The organism is Blastococcus litoris (genome assembly GCF_003075095.1).
GTDB lineage: Bacteria > Actinomycetota > Actinomycetes > Mycobacteriales > Geodermatophilaceae > Blastococcus_B > Blastococcus_B litoris.
The window spans coordinates 369,097-390,867 of the sequence record NZ_QCZF01000002.1; the positions used below are offsets into that span (position 1 = coordinate 369,097).

The 21,771-nt window shown below is 74.5% G+C and carries 22 protein-coding genes; 16 read left to right on the plus strand and 6 right to left on the minus strand.

Translation table 11 applies throughout. The features are described from left to right. Both ligD (DCS98_RS06215) and ligD (DCS98_RS06220) read left to right on the plus strand, forming a co-directional pair. Positions 1–1,458, plus strand: coding sequence for a non-homologous end-joining DNA ligase (gene ligD, locus DCS98_RS06215; RefSeq protein WP_116450481.1), 1,458 nt, complete (start codon positions 1–3; stop codon positions 1,456–1,458). Further along, on the plus strand, positions 1,455–2,387 hold the full coding sequence (ligD, locus tag DCS98_RS06220; protein WP_116450482.1) for a non-homologous end-joining DNA ligase: 933 nt from the start codon (positions 1,455–1,457) through the stop codon (positions 2,385–2,387). Before ligD (DCS98_RS06215) ends, ligD (DCS98_RS06220) begins: the two co-directional genes overlap by 4 nt. 105 nt (positions 2,388–2,492) lie before the next feature. Here the strand turns inward: ligD (DCS98_RS06220) and DCS98_RS06225 are convergent, their stop codons facing one another. Both DCS98_RS06225 and DCS98_RS06230 read right to left on the minus strand, forming a co-directional pair. Beyond that, the gene (locus DCS98_RS06225) at positions 2,493–3,443 is read right to left on the minus strand and encodes a proteasome assembly chaperone family protein (protein WP_116450483.1); all 951 of its coding nucleotides are present in this window, start codon (positions 3,441–3,443) and stop codon (positions 2,493–2,495) included. Positions 3,444–3,555: 112 nt separating this feature from the next. After that, positions 3,556–4,746 (minus strand): AI-2E family transporter, encoded by a 1,191-nt coding sequence (locus tag DCS98_RS06230; RefSeq protein WP_241037253.1) that lies wholly within the window; start codon positions 4,744–4,746, stop codon positions 3,556–3,558. A 183-nt stretch (positions 4,747–4,929) separates the two neighbouring features. Between DCS98_RS06230 and DCS98_RS06235 the strand changes: the two genes are divergently transcribed. From DCS98_RS06235 to DCS98_RS06290, 12 genes are all read left to right on the plus strand, one after another. Next, positions 4,930–5,397: a PPOX class F420-dependent oxidoreductase gene (locus DCS98_RS06235; RefSeq protein WP_116450485.1), complete on the plus strand. Its 468-nt coding sequence runs from the start codon at positions 4,930–4,932 to the stop codon at positions 5,395–5,397. 38 nt (positions 5,398–5,435) lie between these two features. After that, positions 5,436–6,023, plus strand: coding sequence for a SatD family protein (locus DCS98_RS06240; protein WP_116450486.1), 588 nt, complete (start codon positions 5,436–5,438; stop codon positions 6,021–6,023). Between the two features lie 7 nt (positions 6,024–6,030). Beyond that, positions 6,031–6,552 (plus strand): hypothetical protein, encoded by a 522-nt coding sequence (locus tag DCS98_RS06245; protein WP_116450487.1) that lies wholly within the window; start codon positions 6,031–6,033, stop codon positions 6,550–6,552. A 74-nt stretch (positions 6,553–6,626) separates the two neighbouring features. Further along, positions 6,627–7,172 (plus strand): hypothetical protein, encoded by a 546-nt coding sequence (locus DCS98_RS06250; protein ID WP_116450488.1) that lies wholly within the window; start codon positions 6,627–6,629, stop codon positions 7,170–7,172. A 10-nt stretch (positions 7,173–7,182) separates the two neighbouring features. After that, positions 7,183–7,935 (plus strand): dienelactone hydrolase family protein, encoded by a 753-nt coding sequence (locus DCS98_RS06255; RefSeq protein ID WP_116450489.1) that lies wholly within the window; start codon positions 7,183–7,185, stop codon positions 7,933–7,935. 20 nt (positions 7,936–7,955) lie between these two features. Further along, positions 7,956–8,414: a GNAT family N-acetyltransferase gene (locus DCS98_RS06260; RefSeq protein WP_241037256.1), complete on the plus strand. Its 459-nt coding sequence runs from the start codon at positions 7,956–7,958 to the stop codon at positions 8,412–8,414. 106 nt (positions 8,415–8,520) lie between these two features. Continuing rightward, on the plus strand, positions 8,521–9,795 hold the full coding sequence (locus tag DCS98_RS06265) for an AI-2E family transporter (protein WP_116450490.1): 1,275 nt from the start codon (positions 8,521–8,523) through the stop codon (positions 9,793–9,795). Between the two features lie 121 nt (positions 9,796–9,916). Beyond that, positions 9,917–10,180 (plus strand): hypothetical protein, encoded by a 264-nt coding sequence (locus tag DCS98_RS06270; RefSeq protein ID WP_116450663.1) that lies wholly within the window; start codon positions 9,917–9,919, stop codon positions 10,178–10,180. A 157-nt stretch (positions 10,181–10,337) separates the two neighbouring features. Beyond that, on the plus strand, positions 10,338–10,757 hold the full coding sequence (locus tag DCS98_RS06275; protein ID WP_116450491.1) for a DUF350 domain-containing protein: 420 nt from the start codon (positions 10,338–10,340) through the stop codon (positions 10,755–10,757). Positions 10,758–10,883: 126 nt separating this feature from the next. Further along, on the plus strand, positions 10,884–11,651 hold the full coding sequence (fabG, locus tag DCS98_RS06280) for a 3-oxoacyl-ACP reductase FabG (protein WP_116450492.1): 768 nt from the start codon (positions 10,884–10,886) through the stop codon (positions 11,649–11,651). A 70-nt stretch (positions 11,652–11,721) separates the two neighbouring features. Then, entirely contained in the window at positions 11,722–12,489 is a 768-nt protein-coding gene (locus DCS98_RS06285; protein WP_116450493.1) for a crotonase/enoyl-CoA hydratase family protein, read from the plus strand. 38 nt (positions 12,490–12,527) lie between these two features. Next, positions 12,528–13,151 (plus strand): GDSL-type esterase/lipase family protein, encoded by a 624-nt coding sequence (locus tag DCS98_RS06290; RefSeq protein WP_116450494.1) that lies wholly within the window; start codon positions 12,528–12,530, stop codon positions 13,149–13,151. Between the two features lie 7 nt (positions 13,152–13,158). On the opposite strand, the gene DCS98_RS06295 is transcribed toward DCS98_RS06290, so the two are convergent. From DCS98_RS06295 to DCS98_RS06305, 3 genes are read right to left on the minus strand one after another with little or no spacing between them, the layout of a single operon-like run. Further along, on the minus strand, positions 13,159–14,322 hold the full coding sequence (locus DCS98_RS06295) for a cation:proton antiporter (protein ID WP_116450495.1): 1,164 nt from the start codon (positions 14,320–14,322) through the stop codon (positions 13,159–13,161). After that, positions 14,323–14,817 carry a cation:proton antiporter regulatory subunit gene (locus DCS98_RS06300; protein ID WP_116450496.1) on the minus strand — a complete coding sequence of 165 codons (495 nt, stop codon included), beginning with the start codon at positions 14,815–14,817 and terminating at the stop codon, positions 14,323–14,325. A 23-nt stretch (positions 14,818–14,840) separates the two neighbouring features. Further along, complete coding sequence (locus DCS98_RS06305) at positions 14,841–17,684, minus strand: FAD-binding and (Fe-S)-binding domain-containing protein (RefSeq protein WP_116450497.1); 2,844 nt, start codon at positions 17,682–17,684, stop codon at positions 14,841–14,843. A gap of 106 nt (positions 17,685–17,790) precedes the next feature. On the opposite strand from DCS98_RS06305, the gene DCS98_RS06310 reads away from it, so the two are divergent. Together DCS98_RS06310 and DCS98_RS06315 are read left to right on the plus strand one after the other, a co-directional pair. Beyond that, positions 17,791–20,226, plus strand: a complete 2,436-nt coding sequence (locus DCS98_RS06310) for a phosphoketolase family protein (protein ID WP_116450498.1) — start codon at positions 17,791–17,793, stop codon at positions 20,224–20,226. Then, positions 20,223–21,317, plus strand: a complete 1,095-nt coding sequence (locus DCS98_RS06315; RefSeq protein WP_116450664.1) for an acetate/propionate family kinase — start codon at positions 20,223–20,225, stop codon at positions 21,315–21,317. The genes DCS98_RS06310 and DCS98_RS06315 overlap by 4 nt, the downstream gene beginning before the upstream one ends. Positions 21,318–21,359: 42 nt before the next feature. Here DCS98_RS06315 and DCS98_RS06320 read toward each other — a convergent pair whose 3' ends face one another. Beyond that, positions 21,360–21,758: a cupin domain-containing protein gene (locus DCS98_RS06320; protein WP_116450499.1), complete on the minus strand. Its 399-nt coding sequence runs from the start codon at positions 21,756–21,758 to the stop codon at positions 21,360–21,362. Positions 21,759–21,771 lie beyond the last annotated feature (13 nt).

Genomic DNA, 21,771 nt, shown 5'->3' on the forward strand with positions numbered 1-21,771 from the left:
GTGCCCTCCCGGCGGGAGGACCCGCTCGCCGAGTACCGCCGCAAGCGGGACCCGGCGCGCACCGCCGAGCCCGTCCCGCCCGAGGGCGGCGTCCTTCCCCAGGGCGGCGACGACACCTTCGTCGTCCAGGAGCACCACACGCCCCGCGGCCGCACCGGGGAGCGGGTCCACTGGGACCTGCGCCTGGAGCGCGACGGCGTCCTGAAGAGCTGGGCGGTGCCCAAGGGCCCACCGACGGAGCAGGGCCCCAACCGGCTCGCCGTCCCGACCGAGGACCACCCGCTCGAGTACGCGTCGTTCAGCGGCACGATCGCGGCCGGCGAGTACGGCGGCGGGCACGTGACCATCTGGGACACCGGCCGGTACGCCACCGAGAAGTGGGACGACCGGCACGTGATCGTCACCTTCGACGGCCGGAAGCTGGCCGGCCGCTACGCGCTCTTCCCGGTGGACGACGGGGCTTGGAACATCCGCAAGCTCGACGCCACCCAGCCCGCCGGCACCGCCGTGCCCCTGCCGATGCTGGCCACCGCCGGGGAGCTGCCCGCGGGGGACGAGGACGACCGCTGGGGCTACGAGTTCAAGTGGGACGGCGTCCGGGCGATCGCCGCGGTCCGCGGCGGCGTGCTCGGGCTGACGTCGCGCAAGGGCACCGACATCACCGTCCGGTACCCCGAGGTGGCCCGGCTGCCGGCGGCTCTCGACGGGCACGACGCCGTGGTCGACGGCGAGATCGTGATGATGGACGGTGCCGGGCGGCCGGACTTCGGCGCGCTGCAGGGCCGGATGCACCGGACCGGACCCGAGGTGCCGCGGATGGCGGCCGAGAAGCCGGTCACCTTCCTGGTGTTCGACCTGCTCTCGTGGGACGGCGAGGACCTGCTCGACCGGCCCTACGCCGAGCGGCGGCACCGCCTCGACGAGCTCGGGATCGCCGGGCACCGCTGGGTCGCCACGCCGTGGTTCGAGGGTGGCGGGGAGGGCGTGCTGGCCGCCAGCCTGGAGAACGGGCTGGAGGGCGTGGTCGCCAAGCGGCTGGCGTCGCCGTACCGGTCGGGTGCCCGCAGCCCGGACTGGCGCAAGATCAAGAACTTCCGGACGCAGGTGGTCGTCGTCGGTGGGTGGCGGCCGGGCCAGGGCCGGCGGTCGGGGACCATCGGCTCGCTGCTGGTCGGCGTCCCCGACGACGAGGGCAGGCTGGTCTACGTCGGCCACGTCGGCACCGGCTTCAGCGACCAGGACCTGCGCGACCTCCAGCGGGTGCTGCACCCCCGGACCGCCTCGCCCTTCGACGGCACGCTGCCCCGGGAGATCACGCGTGACGCCCGCTGGGTGGAGCCCGACCTCGTCGGCGAGGTCGCCTACGCGGTGTGGACGGCGGACAACCGGCTGCGCCACCCGGCCTGGCGGGGCGTCCGGGACGACCTCGAGCCCGACGACGTGGTGGTCGAGCCGTGAGCCCGGCGAAGCAGCGGGTCGAGGTCGGCGGCCGGACCCTGCAGATCTCCAACCTCGACAAGGTGCTCTTCCCCGAGGTGGGGTTCACCAAGGCTCAGGTCATCGACTACTACGTCCGGATCGCGCCGGTCCTGCTGCCGCACGTCGCCGGCCGGCCCGTGACGTTCACCCGCTGGCCCGACGGCGTCGAGGGGCAGACGTTCTTCGAGAAGAACAGCGCCCGGCACGCGCCCGAGTGGGTCCGGCGCGTCACGATCCCGAGCCCGGGCAGCTCCCGCGGCCGGGAGACCCTCGACATGGTCGTGCTCGAGTCCGTCGCGGACCTGGCCTGGGCGGCCAACCTCGCCGCGCTCGAGGTGCACGTCCCGCAGTGGCAGGTGGACGACGACGGGCGGCCGGCGCTGCCGGACCTGCTCGTGCTCGACCTGGACCCCGGCCCCGACACCGGCATCCACGAGTGCTGCGTCGTCGCCGAGCGGCTGGGCGAGCGGCTGGAGGCCGACGGCCTGGACCCGGTCGTGAAGACGTCGGGGTCCAAGGGCATGCAGGTGTACGCGCCGATCGCGACGCCGGCCGACCGGGAGCACCCCAGCCGCTACGCCAAGCAGCTGGCCCAGGAGCTGTCGGCCGAGACGCCCGACGACGTGGTCTGGCGGATGGAGAAGGTGCTGCGCCCGGGCAAGGTGCTCATCGACTGGAGCCAGAACAACCCGGCGAAGACGACGGTCGCGCCGTACTCGCTGCGGGCGCGCGCGGGGGCGACGGTCTCGACGCCGATCGGCTGGGACGAGGTCGACGCCGTCCGTGACGGGTCGCTGGACCCCGCGGAGCTGCGCTTCACGACCGACGACGTCCTGGCCCGGGTGGAGGAGTACGGCGACCTGTTCGACGTCGCCGGCGCCCGCCGCGCACCACTCCCGGACGCCTGACCGCCGAGCGCTTGCGCGCTGGTCCACGTCGTCCCGTCCCGATGAGGTGGATGGGCGCACAGCCGAGCACCGGGCCCGGGGAGGGGCTCTCGTCGGGGCGGGGCGTCAGTCGCGGGGTGGCTTGCGGTCCTGGTCGGCCAGGAAGCGCTCGAACTCCGCGCCGATCTCCTCGGCGCTGGGCACCTCGCCGCCCGACAGCAGGTCGGTGCCCTCCCGCGCCGCGGTGAACGCGTCGTACTGCTGCTCCAGGGCGGCGACGACGGCGGTGTTCTCCGTCGACCGGCCGATCTGCTCGTCGAGCTCGGTGCGGTGCACCTGGGCCGCGTCGCGGAGGGTCTCGGTCGGCAGGGCCAGTCCGGTGAGCGACTCGAGGTGCTCGATCAGGGTCAGCGAGGCAGCGGGATACGTGGCCTGCGCCAGGTAGTGCGGCACGTGCGCGGCGACGCCGAGCGCGTCGACCCCTGCCTCCCCGAGGCGGAGCTCCAGCAGCGCCGAGACGCTGCCGGGGATCCGCATCTCGCCCCAGTAGACCGGGTACTGCTCGATGAGCTGCCGGCGCGTGGCGTGCGCGGTGACCGTCACCGGGCGGGTGTGCGGCACCGGCATCGGGATGGCCTGCAGCGCGATGACGCTGGTGACCCCGAGCTTCTCGACGAGGCCCGCGACGGCGGCCACGAACCGCTCCCAGGCGTAGTCGGGCTCGGCGCCGTGCAGCAGCAGGAACGGTCGCCCGGCGTCGTCCTCCAGTGCGTGCAGCGCGATCTCGGGCGCCGCGAAGGACTCGTACCTGTCGCTGTTGAAGCTCATCCGCGGCCGGTGCGCCCGGTAGTCGACGAGGCTGTCGGCGTCGAAGCGCGCGATCACCTCCGAGGGCAGGCTCGCCAGCAGGTGGCCGCCGGCCAGGGTCGCGGCGTGCGCGGCGTCGAAGTCCCCGCCCAGGTCGTGCACCAGCACCAGCCCGCCGCGCTCGGCCGGGTCGTCGACCGCCGCCTCGCGGGTGAGGAAGGGCTCCGCCTCGGGGAGCAGCTCGACGAGCTCCTCCGGTCGCTGGGCCACGGTCGGACCTCCTGCAGTCGTTCGGGCGGCCGGTCGCCGGCCGCTGCTGGCCGGTGCAGCCCCGCTGGGGGCCCGAGCATTCCCACCCGGGACCCATCGTCCCCCCGGTGGGTCAGGACGCGGGCTGCCCCTCGGCCGGAGAGGCGACCTGCTCCTGCCGCACCGTCGTCCCGGAGTCGTCGCCGGATATCTCCGTGCGGGTCCCGTCGTCGTGGATCTCCGGTTGCTTCCCGTCGAGCTGGTCGCGGGCGTAGCGGTAGATGACCGCGATGATCGCGGCGATCGGGACGGAGAGGAAGGCGCCGATGATGCCGGCCAGGCTGCTGCCGGCGGTGACGGCGAGGATGACCACGGCGGCGTGCAGGTTGAAGCCGCGGCCCTGGATGATCGGCTGGAGGACGTTGCCCTCGATCTGCTGCACCAGCAGCACGATGCCGAAGATGATCAGGGCCACGGTGAAGCCCTCGTCGACCAGGGCGATCAGGACGGCGAAGGCGCCGGCGACGAACGCGCCGATGATCGGGATGAAGGCGCCGAAGAACGTCAGCACCGCCAGGGGCAGGACGAGCGGCACGTCGAAGATCCACAGACCGAGGCCGATGAAGAACGCGTCGATGAAGCCGACGAGCGCCTGCTGGCGGATGAACTCCGAGAGCGTGTCCCAGGTCTTGTACGACAGCGCCGCCACGTGAGGGGCCGCCTTCGGGCCGGTCTGCGCGGACAGCCACGGCACCCAGCGGGGCCCGTCCTTGAGGAAGAAGAAGACGAGGACCAGCGCCAGCACCAGGTTGATCAGGCTGTTGCCGACGGCGGTGGCGCCGGTGAGCGCGTAGCCCGCGATGTTCTGGGCGTTGCCCTGGATCGAGTCGATCGTCGAGTCGACGGCGTCGTCGATCTGCCCCTCACGCAGGTTGAACGGCGGCCCGCTGAGCCACTCCTGCACGTTCTGCAGCCCGGCCGAAGCCTGGTCGGCGAGTTCGGTGACCTGGTTGGCGACGGACGGCGCGATCGCTGCGATGATGCCGCCGAAGGCGGCGAGGAACCCGAGCAGGACGACCGAGGCCGCCAGTGCCGGCGGCCACCGGTGGTTGCGGAGGAAGCGGGTGACCGGCCAGAGCACCGTCGCGATGAGCAGCCCCAGCACGATGGGCAGGAGGATCGACCACAGCTTGCCGAGCACGTAGAACAGCACGACGACGGCCGCGGCGATCAGGAGGAACTGCCCCGAGGCGATGGCCAGGGTGCGGGCCGCGGCCTGCATCTTCGGGCCCCGCCCCTGCGTCGGCGCCGGGGACGTGGTCACGGCGGCGTCGTCGGGAGCGGGCGCGTCCGGCTGCTGCGAGGCCGGATCCGGCTCGCCTGCGGGACGACCGGGGAGTCGGAGCCTCATGCCCCGATCTCAGCACAGGTGGCGGACCGGGACCGCACCGGAACGATCATCGTGGCGAAGTCGTCGCTGTCGGTGCCACGTCGTAGCGTTCGGGCCATGCCGAAGGCCGCGACCGCTGACCGCGTCGACAGGGACGCACTGCTCGAGTTCCTGCGCCCACGCCACCAGGCGGTGCTGCTGACCCGCCGGGGATCCGGCGGGGTGCAGCTGTCGCCGGTGTCGTGCGGCGTGGACGCGGCCGGGCGGATCGTCGTCTCGACCTACCCGCAGCGCGCGAAGGCGGCCAACGCCCGGCGCGACCCGGAGGTCTCGTTGTGCGTGCTGTCGCCGGACTGGAACGACGCGTGGGTCCAGGTCGACGGCACCGCCGAGGTCCTCGACCTGCCCGATGCCCTGGAGCCGCTGGTCGAGTACTACCGGTCGATCAGCGGGGAGCACCCCGACTGGGACGAGTACCGGGCCGCGATGGCGCGGCAGGGGAAGTCGCTGATCCGGGTCACCATCACCGGCTGGGGTCCGATCGCTACGGGTGGCTTCCCACCCGAGGTGCTCGACAAGCTCTGAACCTTGCATCGCGGCGAGAAAGCTGTCAGGCTTGCGGGGTGCCGTACGTGTTGACCGTCGACCAGAAGGCGAGCCGGCGCAATCCCGACCGCGTCGGTGCGGTGCTCCGCGAGCTCAACGACGCCGTACCCGCGCTGCTCGCCTTCGAGCGCACGGCCGGCGACGAGTTCCAGGGCCTGCTGGCCGAGCCCGACGAGGTCGTCGACGTCGTCCTCCGCCTGGTCCGGGCGGGCGACTGGAGCATCGGCGTGGGAGCGGGCCCGGTGCAGACGCCGCTGCCGTCCAGCACGCGCGCCGGCGCGGGGCCGGCCTACCTGAGCGCCCGGCGGGCCGTCGATGCGGCGAAGCAGCGGGCGAGCCGCCTCGCGGTGCGCGGAGCGGTGCCCGCGGAGGCGGGCGACGCCCAGGCGGTGCTCAGCGCCCTCGCCGTCGTGGTCGACCGGCGCAGCGAGCAGGCGTGGGAGGCGATCTCCCTCGTGGGGAAGGGCAGCACCCAGGCCGAGGCGGCCGCCACGCTCGGCATCTCCCGGCAGGCGGTCGGCCAGCGCCTGGCCGCCGGCCTCTGGGACCTGGAGCGCGAGCTGCGTCCCACGGCGGGCCGGCTGCTGGCACGGGCGGCGGGGTGAGCGGAGCGTGACCGTCGCCGTCCTCGTCCTCCTGGCGCTCACCGCGGCCACCGGCCTCGTCCTCACCGCCCGCGGCGAGCGGGTCCGCCCGGCGTGGGGCGCCGCCCTGCTCGGCGTCCTGCTCGGCGCCGCCGCGGTCATCGCCTGGACCGCCGACGAGCCGTCCTCCGGTCTGCTCCAGGGGACGACGGTCGCCGCCGTCCTGGCCGCGGTGCTCGCCGGCGGGCCGGTCGCCACCGCCGTCCTCCAGGGCGCGGACCCCGCGGCGGTGGGCGTGGCCGGCGGGCCGCAGGACCCCACGATCCTGCGTGGCGGCGCCTGGATCGGCGTCCTCGAGCGGGCCGCCGTCTCCGCGGCGCTGCTGGCGGGGTCGTCGGAGGGCCTGGCCGTCGTCCTCGCCGTGAAGGGTCTGGGCCGCTTCGCCGAGCTGCGGGCGCCCGCGGCGGCCGAACGGTTCATCGTCGGCACGCTGGCCAGCGGTCTCTGGGCGGCGGCCTGCATCGGTGTGGCCGTCCTGCTGCGCGGTTGAGCGGGCGCACGCCGAGCAGGGTGATCACGCGGCAGGGAGAATGACCGCAGTTCCCCGTCGCCCCTGGAGGCCATGTGTCCGAGTCGTCCGCAGCCGGTGCCGTGCGCGATCCCGAGCTGCTCGGCATCTACTGCAACGACCACCTGGCCGCAGCCACCGGCGGGATCGAGCTGGTCAGCCGCATGATCGGCGTCCACCGCGGCACCGCGTACGAGCCGAAGCTCGAGCAGCTGCTCGACCAGCTCCGGGAGGAGCGGGCCGGACTGCGGGCAGCGATGGCCGCCCTCGGTGTGCCGGTGCGCCAGTACAAGCAGATCGGCTCCTGGCTCGGGGAGAAGCTGTCCCGGCTCAAGCTCAACGGGCACCTGCTGTCCCGGTCGCCGCTGAGCGACCTCGTCGAGTTCGAGTTCATCTCCACCGCCGTCCTGGCCAAGCGGGCCGGCTTCGAGACGCTCCGGGCGGTCGCGGCCGCCGACGACCGGCTCGACGCCGCGCTGCTCGACAGGCTCATCGCCCAGGCGGACGGCCAGCACGACTGGCTGGCCGACGCGCGGCGCGAGGTCGCGGCCAGGGTGGTCGGCGGGAACCCCGGGCCGGCCGACGCCGCCGCGGACAGCTGAGGCCCGCGCCGTGTGCCACGACCACGACAGCCGCCCGCCCGCGGCACCGCGCAGCGGCGACGTCGCCGAGCGCGGCGTCCTCACGCTGACCTCTGCCGACGGCACGCCCTTCTCCGCCGCCTACGCGGCTCCCGCCGAGGCGGCCGGGACGGGGATCGTCCTGCTGCCCGACGTCCGCGGCCTGCACCCGTTCTACGTGGCGCTGGCCGACCAGTTCGCCCAGGCCGGCCTGCCCACTGTGGCGATCGACTACTTCGGCCGCACAGCGCCCGCCTCGGAGTCCGGGGTGCGCGATGCCGACTTCGAGTGGCAGCCGCACGTCGCCGCGATGGCTCCGGAGAACGTCGACGCAGACCTGCGTGCCGCGATCGACTACCTCCGCGAGCGGGCCGGCGCCGACCTCCCCGTGGTCACGGTGGGCTTCTGCCTCGGCGGCAGCATGTCCTGGCGGCAGGCGACGGGCGACCTGGACCTGGCCGGCTGCGTGGGCTTCTACGGCAAGCCCTCCGTCGTCGGCGACGCCGCCGCGCGGGCGACGCTGCCCACCGTGATGCTGATCGCCGGCGAGGACGCGGCCACGCCCGTGGCCGACCAGCTCGCGCTCGCCGACACCATGCGTGCGGCCGGCGCCGAGGTCGACGCGGTCGTGTACGACGGCGCCCCGCACTCCTTCTTCGACCGGGCGTACGGCGAGTGGGCCGAGGCCTGCCGCGACGCGTGGGACCACGTCCTCGCCCTGACCGACCGCGTGGCGCTCCGCTGAACCGGGTCGAGCCGAACCGGGTGGAGCTGCGCCGGGCGACCGACGAGGACCTCCCGGCCCTCGTCGCGATGCTCGCCGACGACCCCCTCGGCGCCGGCCGGGAGACCCTGGACGGCGACCTGGCGCCCTACCGGCGGGCGTTCGCGCTCGTCGACGCCGACCCGGCGCACGTCCTGCTGGTCGCCCTCGAGGGCGAGGAGGTGGTCGGCACGCTGCAGCTGTCGGTGCTGCCCGGCCTGGCGCGTCGGGGCGCGCTGCGCGGGCAGATCGAGGCGGTGCGGGTCGCGGCCGGTGCCCGCGGGCGGGGAATCGGTGCGGCCATGGTGGGCTGGGCGGTCGAGGAGTCGCGGCGCCGAGGATGCTCGCTGGTGCAGCTGACGACCGACAAGAGCCGCACCGACGCCCGCCGCTTCTACGAGCGGCTCGGGTTCGAGGCCGGCCACGAGGGGATGAAGCTCGCCCTGTCCGGAGATTCCTAGACCCGCTCGACGCGCGGTGGCGCGCTGAGCGGTGCCGGCGGGCGCACCGCGCCACACTGGAGCACCGTGTACGGGGACGACCCGTCGAGCGAGGGGAGGGATCGGCATGGCGGTGCAACCGGACGTCCCGGCGGCCGACCCCGCGCCGGAGCGGGCCTCCGAGGCGCTCTCCCTGGCACCCGGCGCCGCGGTCGCGAGCGGGTCGACGGCCGTCGACCCGCAGGCCGGCCCCTCGGGGATGCCGCGGTGGCTGCTGCTGCTGGCCGGCCTGGCCGCCGCGACGGTCGCCGTCGCCGGCCTGCGCGCCGTCGCGTGGCTGGTCGCGCCGGTCTTCCTCGCGCTGGTCGTGGTCATCGCCCTCGCCCCGGTGCAGGGCTGGCTCCGGCGGATCGGCGTGCCCCGGTGGCTGGCCACGACGGTCCTGCTGCTGCTCGTCTGGACGGTGCTGCTGGCGTTCGTGACGCTGCTGGTGGTCTCTGCGGCCCAGTTCGCGGCGCTGCTGCCCGACTACACCGGGCGGGCGGAGACCCTCATCAACGGCGTGGTGGCCGACCTCAACGACGCCGGCATCGTCTCGGGGCAGCTGTCGGACCTGGTCCGGCAGATCGACTACGCGCAGTTCGTCGGCCTGGCCACCGACGTGCTGGGCCGGCTGACCAACGCGGCCAGCACGCTGGTGCTGCTCCTGTCCGCGCTGGTCTTCATGGCCATCGAGTCCAGCGGGTTCCCGCGGCGCATGGCGCTGGTCGGGGAGGATCGGCCGCACCTCCCGGTCGCCATGACCCTGTTCACCCAGGGCACCCGCAGCTACCTGCTGGTGAGCACCGTGTTCGGCGCGATCGTGGCCGTCGGCGACTGGATCGCGCTGACCATCATCGGCGTACCGGCGGCGGGGCTCTGGGGGCTGCTGGCCTTCGTCACCAACTACGTGCCGAACATCGGCTTCGTCCTCGGCGTCGTGCCGCCGGCGATCCTCGGTCTGCTCGCCGGGGGCTGGGGCGAGCTCATCGCGATCGTCGTCGTGTACTCGCTGCTGAACTTCGTCATCCAGACCCTCATCCAGCCGCGGTTCGTGGGGGACTCCGTGGGGCTGTCGATGACGGTCACCTTCGTCGCCCTGCTGTTCTGGGGCTGGGTGCTCGGCGCGCTCGGCGCGCTCCTGGCCATCCCGCTGACGCTGCTGGTCAAGGCCCTGCTCGTGGACGTCGACCCCCGCGGGCACTGGCTGGACGCCCTGCTCCGCGAGGAGCCTCGGGCACCACGCACCATGCGCGCCAAGCGCCGGATGCACGCCCGCAGGGCGGCGCTGGCGTCGGTCCGGCGGCTGCACCACCCCCGGCGCGCGTCCACCAACGCGACGACGCCCGACGCCCCCGGGTGACCAGCTCCTTGCGGGGAGAAAGCGCAGGTCAGCTCGCGTGTCGGCGGAATGTCGGACCCCTGTGGGACGTTGTCCTCGCGAAGCCGTGGGCGTCGTCCGGCGCCCGGTGGAGGAGGCAGACATGAAGGGCGATCGGGTCGAGATCGTGATCGACGCCGGCGGCAGCACGCGCACCTACGACATCGCGGCCACGCGGGCCGGCCGGCGGGTCGAGGTCACCCACGGGCGGGGCGTCGTCGAGGTCGCCGAGACCACCCGCGGCGGTACGCCCGTGCGCACCGCGCGGTTCATGGCGGGCCGGGTGCTGGCCCTCGTCGAGCACCCGGCGCCCCGGCCGGCGCTCGAGGACGACGCCGCGGTGACGAGGCTCCGGCAGTCCGCCTGACCGGGGACACCGGGCCGGTCCCGGCGGTGGACGGCGTCCGCGCGGACGGCGGGGCGCGGGGCGTGTGACGGCCCCGGTCCGTGCGCTGGTGGGGCCGGTGCGGTAGACCTGGCAGGCCTTTCCCCGCCCTGCCCGTCACCGCCTGGAGGTCCACCCCGTGCTGGAGAGCATCGGCTTCGCCGCCGCCTACACCGGGGTCGGCATCGCGCTGCTGGTCCTGGGCTTCTACGCCCTCGACCTGCTCACCCCCGGCAACCTCGGCAAGCACATCGCGGAGCAGCGCTCGCTCAACGCCGCGATCGCCCTCACCGGCGGGTTCCTCGGGCAGGGCGCGATCATCTTCGCCAGCATCTGGACCAACGCCACCAGCGGGTTCGGGCGGGCGCTGCTCTACACCGTCGTCTTCGGCATCCTCGGCGTGGTGCTCCAGGCCGTGGCCTTCGTCGCGCTGGACGTGCTCATCCCCGGGCGCCTCGGGCACCACCTCATGGACCGTGAGTTCCACCCGGCCAGCCTGGTGAGCGCCGCCGTGCAGCTGGCGGTCGCGGCGATCATCGTCGCCTCCATCTGGCCCTGACGCCCGCGGCCCGGACCTCGTGACGGCCGCCACCGATCCCGGCCGTAACGTGTCGGGCGCAGCTCTCGGCCCGTCGTGCGGACCACCCGCCGACGGCAGCCGGCATCCGACGTGAGAGGAACAGCAATGAGCGAGGCAAGCGCAGGCACCCGCGTGGCCATCGTCACCGGTGCCGCCCGCGGCATCGGTGCGGCGACCGCCGTCCGCCTGGCCGAGGACGGCTTCGCCGTCGCCGTCCTCGACCTGGACGAGGCCGCGGCGAAGGGGACCGTCGAGCAGATCGAGGCAGCCGGCGGCCGGGCCCTGGCCGTGGGCGCCGACGTGAGCGACTCCGCCGCCGTCGAGGCGGCCGTCGAGCGCATCGCCACCGAGCTCGGCCCGCCGGTCGTACTGGTCAACAACGCGGGCGTCCTGCGGGACAACATGCTGTTCAAGATGTCGGACAGCGACTGGGACATCGTGATGAACGTGCACCTGCGGGGGGCCTTCCTCATGACCCGCGCGGCGCAGAAGCACATGATCGACGCCAAGTGGGGCCGCATCGTCAACCTGTCGAGCACCTCGGCGCTGGGCAACCGCGGCCAGGCCAACTACTCGACGGCCAAGGCCGGGCTCCAGGGCTTCACCAAGACCCTCGCGATCGAGCTGGGCAAGTTCGGCGTCACCGCCAACGCCATCGCCCCCGGCTTCATCGAGACCGAGATGACCAAGGCGACCGCCGAGCGGATGGGCATCCCGTTCGAGGACTTCATCAAGGGCGCCGCCTCGCAGATCCCGGTCGCGCGCACCGGCAAGCCCGAGGACATCGCGCACCTGGTGTCCTTCTTCGCCAGCGAGGGCGCCGGGTTCGTGTCCGGCCAGGTCGTCTACGCCGCCGGTGGACCCAAGGCCTGACGAAGGACCCCCTGCCCCCCGCCACGAGCAAGCTCGCGGCGGGGCCCTGCAGGGGGCCACGGGAGGTTCCGTGTCCGACGACGAGGTCCTGGTCGAGCGCCGCGGCGCCGTGCAGGTCATCACCATCAACCGCCCGCAGGCGCGCAACGCGCTGAACGCCACCGTGGCGCAGGCGGTGGCCGCCGCCGTCGACGAGCTGGACGCGTCCGACGAGCTCCGGGCCGCGGTGCTGACCGGCGCGGGCGGCTTCTTCTCCGCGGGCATGGACCTCAAGGCGTTCCTCCGGGGCGAGACCCCCGCCATCGAGGGCCGGGGCCTGTGCGGGATCACGCGGACGCCGCCGCGCAAGCCGCTGGTCGCCGCCGTCGAGGGCGGGGCCCTGGCCGGCGGGTTCGAGCTGGTGCTGGCCTGCGACCTCGTGGTGGCCGGCCGCAGCGCCCGGTTCGGCGTACCGGAGGTGAAGCGGTCCCTGGTGGCCGCGGGCGGCGCGGCCCTGCTGCTGCCGCAGCGCGTACCGCGCGCCGTGGCGCTCGAGCTGCTGCTCACCGGCGATCCGATCGACGCCGGCCGCGCCGAGTCGGTGGGGCTGGTCAACCGCGTGGTGGACGACGGGACGGCGCTGGACGCCGCCGTCGGGCTCGCCGAGGCGATCGCCGCCAACGGCCCGCTCGCGGTCGCGGCCACCAAGGAGGTCGTGCTGACGGCACCGGCGTGGTCGCCGGACGAGGCGTGGGAGCGGCAGGACGAGGTGGTCCGCCCGGTGTTCGCCTCCGAGGACGCCCGCGAGGGCTCGACCGCGTTCGCCGAGAAGCGCGCACCGCTCTGGCGGGGGCGCTGACCGGAAATCCCGGACCGGCGGGGAACGTTGGACCCGTCGTGGCCGCCACCCCTCTCCGCCTGCTCGTCCTCGGTGACTCGATCGCGCACGGCACCGGCGCGCGGCGGCCCGAGGACACCCTGGGCCGGCGGCTGTCCGGCGCCCTGACCGCCGAGGGCTTCGACGTCGACCTGCACGTGCTCGCCGTTCCCGGCGCCGTCTCCGCCGACCTCGCCGCCCAGGTGCGCCGCGCGCAGCCGCTGGACGCCGACCTCGCCGTCGTCGTCATCGGCGCCAACGACCTCGCCCGCTTCCTGCCCCCGGAACAGGCGGCCGCCGCGCTCGCCGCGGCGGTGGGCGCGCTCCGGGCCGGTGGCACCGACGTCGTCGTGGTCCCGGCCCCCGACATGTCCTCGGTGCCGTTCGTGCCGCCGGCGTTCCGGCCGCTGGTCCAGGCGGCCTGCGCCCAGCTGCAGCGGCGGCAGGCAGCGCTCGCCGAGGCGGCGGGCGCGGCGGTGGCCGACATCGCGGCGGAGGTCGGCCGCGAGTTCGTCGCCGACCCCGCCATGTTCTCCGGCGACCGCTTCCACCCCAGCTCGGCCGGCTACGCGCGGATCGCCACCGCGTTGGCTCCCACGGTCGTCGCCGCCGCGCGCGCCCGGCGGGACGAGGCCGCGGCCTGACGCCGGCTCAGGCGGTGGTCCGGCGGAGGAGCGGCGCGGCGAGCGGCTCCGCGAAGCGGGTCAGCACCGGTCCGGCCACCGCCATGACCAGCACGTAGGCGGTCGCGACCGGGCCGACGGCGGAGATGCCCGCTGCGACCGCGAGCCCCGCGATGACGATCGAGAACTCGCCGTGGGCGATCAGCGCCGTCCCGGCCCGGAGCCGCCCGGGCACGCCGACCCCGTCCCGGCGGGCAGCGAACCAGCCGGTCGCCACCTTGGTGCCGACCGTGACGGCGCCGAGGGCCAGCGCGGCCGGGAGCACCGGCAGGACGGCTCCCGGATCGGTGGCCAGCCCGAAGGCGACGAAGAACATCGCGGCGAACAGGTCGCGCAGCGGTGCGAGGATCGCCCGCGCCCGATCGGCGAAGGACGCCGGCAGCGCCAGCCCGACGAGGAACGCGCCCACTGCCGCCGACGCCCCGACCGACTGCGCCAGCCCGGCCACGAGCAGCGTCAGCCCGACGAGCCGCAGCAGCACCTGCTCGTCGTCGTCGTGGCTGAGCAGGCGCCCCAGCCGGTGGCCGTGGCGCTGGGCGGCGAGCAGCACGAGCAGCACGGCGCCCACGGCCAGCACGACGCCGCCCACCGCCGACACCACGCCCCCGCCCGCCAGCGCGACCACCAGCAGCGGCAGGAAGAGGGCCATCGCCAGGTCCTCCAGCACCAGGACCGACAGCACCGCCGGCGTCTCGCGGTTGGCCAGCCTGCCGAGGTCGCCGAGCAGCCGGGCCACGATGCCCGACGAGGTGATCCAGGTGACGCCGGCCAGGGCCACCGCCCCCTGCCAGGGCAACCCCAGGAGCAGCCCGGCCACGAGCCCGGGCGGGGCGTTCAGCACCAGGTCGACGACGCCCGAGGGCGCGTGCCGCCGGAACGACGCGAACAGCTCCGTGGCGGAGAACTCCAGGCCCAGCGTGAGCAGCAGCAGGACGACGCCGATCTCCGCGGACGCGGTCAGGAACGGCTCCGCGTTCTCCAGCGGCACCACGCCGCCCTCGCCGACCGCCAGCGCGGCGAGCAGGACGAACGGCACGGGCGACAGCCCCAGCCGCCGCGCGCCGAGCCCCAGCAGCGAGAGCGCGCCGAAGAGCAGGCCGAGCTCGACCAGCAGTGCCGCGACGTGGTCCACCTAGCCGTCCTGGTCGCGGCCGGCCAGCCGACGGTCGAGCTGCTCCAGGCCGGCGGCCGAGCCGATCGCCACGAGCACGTCACCCGCGCGCAGCTCGTCGTCCGGGGTGGGGGAGGGGATGACGTCGTCGCCCCGCACGATCGCGACCACCGAGCACCCGGTCAGCGTGCGTGCCTTGGTGTCGCCGAGGGTGCGACCGGCGAACGGTGAACCGGGCGGGACGGTGAACCGGGCGGACTCGAGCCCCGGCACCTCGCGGGAGAGGTCGGCGAACCGCTGCGTGAGCCGCGGGGCGCCGAGGACCTCGGCCAGCGCATCGGCCTCCTCTGCGGAGAGCCGGAACACCCCGCGGGCGCGGTCGGGGTCGCGCCGGTCGTAGACGGCGAACTCCGCCCCGCCCTCGCGCTGCACGACCACGCCGAGGACCTCCCCGGAGCGGGTCGTCATCTGGTAGCGGACGCCCACACCGGGCAGCAGGGTCTCCTCGAGCTCCATGGCCGCATCGTGGCAGAGGCGGCTCAGCCGAGCCGGTCGGCCAGCAGCTCGGCGAGGTGCAGTCCGCGGCGGTCGGCCAGCTGGTCCAGCTGCGTGCGGCAGGAGAACCCGTCGGCGAGCACCACGGCGTCGGGGGAGAGGCCCTCGACCGCCGGCAGGAGCTGCTGCTCCGCGATGGCCACGGACACGTCGTGGTGGCCGCGCTCGACGCCCCAGTTGCCGGCCAGACCGCAGCAGCCGCCGAGCCGGGTCACCGTCGCGCCGGCGTCGGCCAGCAGCGCCGCGTCGGCCGACCACCCCATGACCGAGGCGTGGTGGCAGTGCGGCTGGGCCACCACCTGCAGACCCGCCATGGACGGCGGCGACCAGCCCGGGGTCGCGGCCAGCTGCTCGGCGAGCGTCCGGGTCCCGCGGGCCACGCGCTCCGCGGCCGGGCCGCCGACGACCTCCAGCGACTCGCTGCGCAGCGCCGCGGTGCAGGAGGGCTCCACGCCGACCACGGGGATCCCGGCGTCGACGAGCGGCACCAGCGCATCGATCGTCGCCCCGAGGATCCGCCGCGCGGTGTCCAGCTGGCCGGTGGTGATCCAGGTCAGCCCGCAGCAGGTGTCCGCGCCCGGCACCTGCACGCGGTAGCCGGCGGATTCCAGCACCCGTGCGGCCGCCATGGCGACGTCGGGAGCGAAGTGGTCGGTGAACGAGTCCACCCACAGGGCCACCGGCGCGCCGTCGGGACCCACCGGACGGGCCGCCCACTGCTGCCGGAAGGTGCGCACGGCGAACTCGGGGACGGCGCGGCGCTGGTCCATGCCCGCGCCCCACTTGGCCAGCCGGCTCCCCGGCCGCGAGCGCAGCACCGCGTTGACCAGCCGGGGCGCCCGCGCGGCCAGGTCTGCCCACCGGGGCAGCCGGCCCAGCGTGTAGTGCGACAGCGGCCGCAGCCGGCGGCGGTAGCTCTGGTGCAGCACCTCGGCCTTGTACGACGCCATGTCGACGCCGGTCGGGCAGTCGCGGGAGCAGCCCTTGCAGGACAGGCACAGGTCGAGCGCCGCGTGCACCTCGGGTGACCGCCAGTCCTGCACCGGACCGCCGGGCGCGAGCATTTCCTGCAGCACGCGGGCCCGGCCGCGCGTGGTGTCCTTCTCCTCGCGGGTGGCGGCCCACGACGGGCACATCACGCCGCCGGCGGACTGCAGGTCCGCCCGGCACTTGCCCACCCCGGTGCAGCGGTGGACCGCGGCCGAGAAGTCGCCGCCGTCGTGCCGGTAGGCCAGGGCCAGGGTGGGCCGGGTCGAACGGGACAGCACCGGAGCCTCTGCCATCCGCACGGCCTCGTCGAAGGCGGCCGGTGCGACCAGCACGCCGGGGTTGAGCACGTCATCGGGGTCGAAGAGCCCCTTCACCCGCTCGAAGAGGCCGAGCGCCGCCGGGCTGTACATGTACCGGAGGAGCTCGCTGCGGGCCCGGCCGTCGCCGTGCTCGCCCGACACCGAGCCGCCGTACCCGGCCACGAGGCGCGCCGCGTCCTCGACGAACGCGCGGTACCGGCCTCGGCCGGCGTCCGGGCCCTGACCGAAGGGGAAGTCGATGCGCACGTGCACGCAGCCGTCGCCGAAGTGGCCGTAGGGCACGCCCTGCAGGTGGTGCTGGTCCAGCAGCGCCTCGAACTCGCGCAGGTAGGCGCCCAACTTCTCGGGCGGGACCGCGGCGTCCTCCCACCCGGCGTGCGCCGGCCGGCCGTCGTGCGTCCGCGCGGCCAGGCCCGCGCCGTCCTCCCGGATGCGCCAGATGGCCGCCGCCTCGGCGGGGTCGGTGACCACCAGGGTGTCCAGGGCGCCGGAGTCGGCGACGACGCCGCGTGCCTTCGCCGTCACCTCGGCCACGGTGTCGCCGGTCAGCTCCACGACCAGCCAGCCCTCGCCCCGCGGCAGGTCGGGGACGACGGCGGCCGGGACGTCGCGCAGCCGCTGCACGATGCGGGCGTCCAGGCCTTCGACGGCGGTGGGGGAGTGCGGCAGCAGGCCCGGCGTGGCGTCCGCGGCGTCGGCCATCGTCGGGTAGCCCAGGACGACCAGGCCGCGCACCGGGGCGTCGGCGACCAGCCGGACCGTCGCCCCCAGCACCAGCGCCAGCGTCCCCTCGCTGCCGACCAGGGCGCGCGCCACGTCGAAGCCGCGCTCGGGGAGCAGGTGCTCGAGCGAGTAGCCCGACACCTGGCGGCCGAAGCGGCCGAGCTCCGTGCGGATCGTCGCCAGCTCGGAGTCGACCAGCGCGGACAGGCCGGTGAGCACCGGGCCCGCCGTCGTGCCGCCCGCACCCAGCCGCAGCCGCTCGCCGGTGCCGGTGACCACGTCGAGGCCGACGACGTTGTCCGACGTCCGGCCGTAGCCCAGCGCCCGCGAGCCGCAGGCGTTGTTGCCGATCATGCCTCCGACGGTGCAGCGGTTGTGGGTGCTCGGGTCGGGGCCGAAGCGCAGGCCCGCCGGCCGCGCGGCGACCTGGAGCGCGGCCTGCACGACGCCGGGGTCGATCGTCGCGGTCCGGGCCTCGCGGTCGACCTCGTGCACCCGGTCCAGGTACCGGCTGGTGTCGAGCACGACCCCCGGCCCCACCGCGTTGCCGGCGATCGAGGTGCCCGCTCCGCGCGCGGTGAGCGGCACCCCGAGGGAGCGGCAGACCTCGAGTGCGGCCACGATCTCGTCGGCGTGCCGCGGGCGGACGACCGCGCGGGGGAGCACGCGGTAGAGCGATCCGTCGGAGGAGTACAGCGCCCGGGCGAGGCCCGAGTCGTCGACGTCGGCCAGGTCGGCCGCCCGCAGGGCCGCGACGAGGTCGGAGGTCGCGGTCTCGGGGTGGGTCGCGGTCATGAGCAGAGTCTCCCGTCGGGCTCTCGCGCCCGGCCACCCGGCCCGTTCACCGGCACGACCCCCCGAGGGATCGCCCCCGTCGCCCGGAGTCGTTAGCGTGCGGCGGATGCAGAGCACGCTGCGTTCGACCGGTCCGGACGAGCCCCTGGGCGATGACGAGGTCGCGGCGCTGGACCGCTGGTGGCGGGCAGCGAACTACCTCTCCGTAGGCCAGATCTACCTGATGGACAACCCGCTGCTGCGCGAACCGCTGCGCCCCGAGCACGTCAAGCCGCGCTTGCTGGGCCACTGGGGCACGACGCCGGGACTGAACTTCCTCTACGCCCACCTGAACCGGGCCATCCGCGCCCGCGACCTGGACATGATCTACGTGATGGGGCCGGGGCACGGCGGTCCCGGCCCGGTCGCCGCGGCGTGGCTCGAGGGCACCTACAGCGAGATCTACCCGGACGTGTCCCAGGACGCGGCCGGCATGAAGCGGCTGTTCACCCAGTTCTCCTTCCCCGGCGGCATCCCGAGCCACGTCGCCCCCGAGACACCGGGGTCGATCCACGAGGGAGGCGAGCTGGGGTACGCCCTGGCCCACGCGTACGGGGCGGCCTTCGACAACCCCGACCTCGTCGTCGCGGCGGTGGTCGGGGACGGCGAGGCGGAGACCGGGCCCCTCGCGGCGAGCTGGCACGCCAACAAGTTCGCCGACCCTGCGACGGACGGCGCCGTCCTGCCGATCCTGCACCTCAACGGCTACAAGATCGCCAACCCGACGGTGCTGGCCCGCATCCCTCGCGAGGAGCTGATGGACCTGCTCCGGGGGTACGGGCACACGCCCTACCTGGTGGAGGGCGACGACCCGGCGACGATGCACCGGCAGTTCGCGGCCACCCTCGACCGGTGCCTGGACGAGATCGCCGCGATCCAGCGCCGTGCCCGCGAGGACGGCGACACGAGCCGGCCGCGCTGGCCGATGATCGTGCTGGCCTCGCCCAAGGGGTGGACCGGGCCCGAGACCGTCGACGGGCTGCAGGTCGAGGGGACGTGGCGGGCGCACCAGGTGCCCTTCGCCAACGCCCGCGGCGACGCGGGCCACCGCCGGGTGCTGGAGAAGTGGCTGCGCAGCTACCGCCCCGAGGAGCTGTTCGACGACGGCGGCGCGCCGGTGCCGGCCGTGCGCGACCTCCACCCCGCCGGGACCCGGCGGATGAGCGCCAACCCGCACGCCAACGGCGGGGAGCTGCTGCGCCCGCTGCGCATGCCGGACTTCCGGGACTGCGCCGTGCCCGTGCCGGTGCCCGGCACCGGCGCGGTCGAGGCGACCCGGGTGCTGGGCGGCTTCCTGCGCGAGGTCATGCGGGAGAACATGACGACGTTCCGGGTGTTCGCGCCCGACGAGAACAACTCCAACCGTCTCGGCGCCGTCCTCGACGTCACCGACCGCGCGTGGATGGCCGAGCGGCTGCCGGGCGACGACCACCTGGCCCCCGGGGGCCGGGTCATGGAGATCCTGTCCGAGCACGTCTGCCAGGGGTGGCTGGAGGGCTACCTGCTCACCGGCCGGCACGGCTTCTTCTCCTGCTACGAGGCGTTCATCCACGTCGTCGACTCGATGTTCAACCAGCACGCGAAGTGGCTGAAGACGACCAACGGCATCCCGTGGCGGCGGCCGATCGCCTCGCTGAACTACCTGCTCACCTCGCACGTGTGGCGGCAGGACCACAACGGGTTCTCCCACCAGGACCCCGGCTTCATCGACCACGTGGTGAACAAGAAGTCCGACGTCATCCGGGTCTACCTCCCACCGGACGCCAACACGCTGCTGTCCGTGGCCGACCACTGCCTGCGGACCCGCCAGTACGTCAACGTGATCGTGGCCGGGAAGCAGCCGGCGCTGCAGTACCTCGGCATCGACGACGCGGTCGAGCACTGCACCAAGGGGATCGGCATCTGGTCCTGGGCCAGCACCGACGACGGCGTGGAGCCCGACGTCGTCCTCGCCTGCGCCGGCGACGTGCCGACGATGGAGACCCTCGCCGCCGTCGAGATCCTGCGGGGCTGGTTCCCCGACCTGCGCATCCGCGTGGTCAACGTCGTCGACCTGATGCGGCTGCAGGACGACCGGGAACACCCGCACGGGCTCTCCGACGCCGCCTTCGACGCGTACTTCACCCGCGACAAGCCGGTGATCTTCGCCTACCACGGCTATCCCTGGCTGATCCACCGGCTGACCTACCGCCGGGCCAACCACGAGAACTTCCACGTCCGCGGGTACGTCGAGGAGGGCACGACGACGACCCCCTTCGACATCTGCGTGATGAACCGGATCGACCGCTACGACCTCGCGATCGACGTCATCGACCGGGTGCCGAGGCTGCGCACGGTCGGCGCCCACGCCCGGGACCGGCTGCGCGACCAGCTGACCGAGCACCGGCAGTACGTGCGCACCCACGGCGAGGACCTGCCCGAGATCCGGGACTGGCAGTGGTCGGGCCGGCCGGGACCGACGACGTCCGGCAGCGACCCGCTCCGGGAGCCGGAGCCGGGATGAGGGTCGTGGTCGTCAACGCCGGGTCCAGCAGCCTGAAGCTGACCCGGTTCGACGCCGACGGATCGGTCACCGCCGCCACCACGGTCGAACGGTGGGCGGGGGCCGACGACCTCGCGCCCCTGGCCGACTTCCTCGACGGCTGCGGCGCCGTCGACGCCGTGGGGCACCGGGTGGTGCACGGCGGTCCGCGGTACACCGGGCCCGCCGTCGTCGACGAGCAGCTGACCGGCTACCTGCGGTCCATCGACGACCTGGCCCCGCTGCACAACCCGCGGTCGCTGGCCGGCATCCGTGCCGCCGGGGAGCTCCTGGCCGGGGTGCCGGCCGTCGCGGCGTTCGACACCGGCTTCCACACGACCCTGCCGGCGGCGGCCGCCACCTACGCGCTGCCGAAGGAGTGGAACGAGCGGTGGGGGCTGCGGCGGTACGGCTTCCACGGGCTCTCGCACGCCTCGGCGGTCCGCCGTGCCGCCGGGGTCGTCGGCCGCGACCTCGCCGGGCTCCGGGTCGTCTCGTGCCACCTGGGCGCCGGGGCCTCGCTCGCCGCGGTGCGGCACGGGCGTTCGGTCGACACCACCATGGGCTTCACCCCGCTGGCGGGCCTGGTGATGAACACCCGCCCGGGCACCCTCGACCCGGGTTTGGTGCTCTGGTTGCTCGAGCACGGTGGGGTGCCCGTCCACGAGCTGGCCGACGTCCTGGAGCACCGGTCGGGCCTGGCAGGTCTCTCGGGCACCGGCGGCGACCTGCGCGACGTCCTGGCCGGCCGGGCGCGGGGCGATGCCGACTGCGTCCTGGCGTTCGACGTCTACGCGCACCGGCTCGTGCGCGAGGCGGCGGGGATGGCGGCGGCCGCCGGCGGGCTGGATCTGCTGGTCCTCACCGGCGGCGTGGGGGAGCACTCGTGGGAGGTGCGGTCGGCGCTGGCCGACGGGCTGGCCCACCTCGGCGTGGCGGTGGACGAGGAGCGCAACCGGGCGACCACGTCGGACGCGGAGATCGGCGCCGACGGTGCGCCGGTGCGGATGGTGGTCGTCACCGCCCGCGAGGACCTCGAGGTCAGGCGGCAGGTGCTCGCCGTCCTGGGCTGATGCCCGGCCGCGGTGGCCGCCGGGCGGCCACCGCGGGAGCGGTCAGGAGTTCGGCGGCTCGTCCTTGCCCTCTTCCTCGAGCCGGTCGGCCTCCTCCTTGGTCGTGTGCACGGCGCCGTCGGCGTGCTCCGGGGGCCCGTACACGGTGTAGAGGATCAGCGGGTTCTGGCCGGTGTTGAGGAAGTTGTGCTTCTTGCCCGCAGGCACGACGACGAGGTCGCCCTGGGCCACGGCCTTCTCCGAGCCGGAGATGACCGCCTTCCCGGTGCCGCTCACGAAGGTGAGGATCTGGTCCACCTCGTGGACCTCCTCGCCGATCTCGCCGCCCGGAGGGATCGTCATGATGACCAGCTGGGTGTGCTCGCCGGTCCAGAGGACCCGGCGGAAGTCCGGGCTCTTCTCGGCCTCGGTGGCGATCGTGTAGTGGATGACGGACGCCATGGACGGCGCTCCT

Excerpts from the sequence above, each read along its gene's own strand:
- DCS98_RS06300 (WP_116450496.1), bottom strand. The coding sequence starts at position 14,817 with ATGGAGCTCGAGGAGACCCTGCTGCCCGGTGTGGGCGTCCGCTACCAG.
- DCS98_RS06235 (WP_116450485.1), top strand. The coding sequence starts at position 4,930 with ATGCCGAAGGCCGCGACCGCTGACCGCGTCGACAGGGACGCACTGCTC.
- DCS98_RS06310 (WP_116450498.1), top strand. The coding sequence starts at position 17,791 with ATGCAGAGCACGCTGCGTTCGACCGGTCCGGACGAGCCCCTGGGCGAT.
- DCS98_RS06270 (WP_116450663.1), top strand. The coding sequence starts at position 9,917 with ATGAAGGGCGATCGGGTCGAGATCGTGATCGACGCCGGCGGCAGCACG.
- DCS98_RS06320 (WP_116450499.1), bottom strand. The coding sequence starts at position 21,758 with ATGGCGTCCGTCATCCACTACACGATCGCCACCGAGGCCGAGAAGAGC.
- fabG (WP_116450492.1), top strand. The coding sequence starts at position 10,884 with ATGAGCGAGGCAAGCGCAGGCACCCGCGTGGCCATCGTCACCGGTGCC.
- DCS98_RS06315 (WP_116450664.1), top strand. The coding sequence starts at position 20,223 with ATGAGGGTCGTGGTCGTCAACGCCGGGTCCAGCAGCCTGAAGCTGACC.
- DCS98_RS06265 (WP_116450490.1), top strand. The coding sequence starts at position 8,521 with ATGGCGGTGCAACCGGACGTCCCGGCGGCCGACCCCGCGCCGGAGCGG.
- DCS98_RS06305 (WP_116450497.1), bottom strand. The coding sequence starts at position 17,684 with ATGACCGCGACCCACCCCGAGACCGCGACCTCCGACCTCGTCGCGGCC.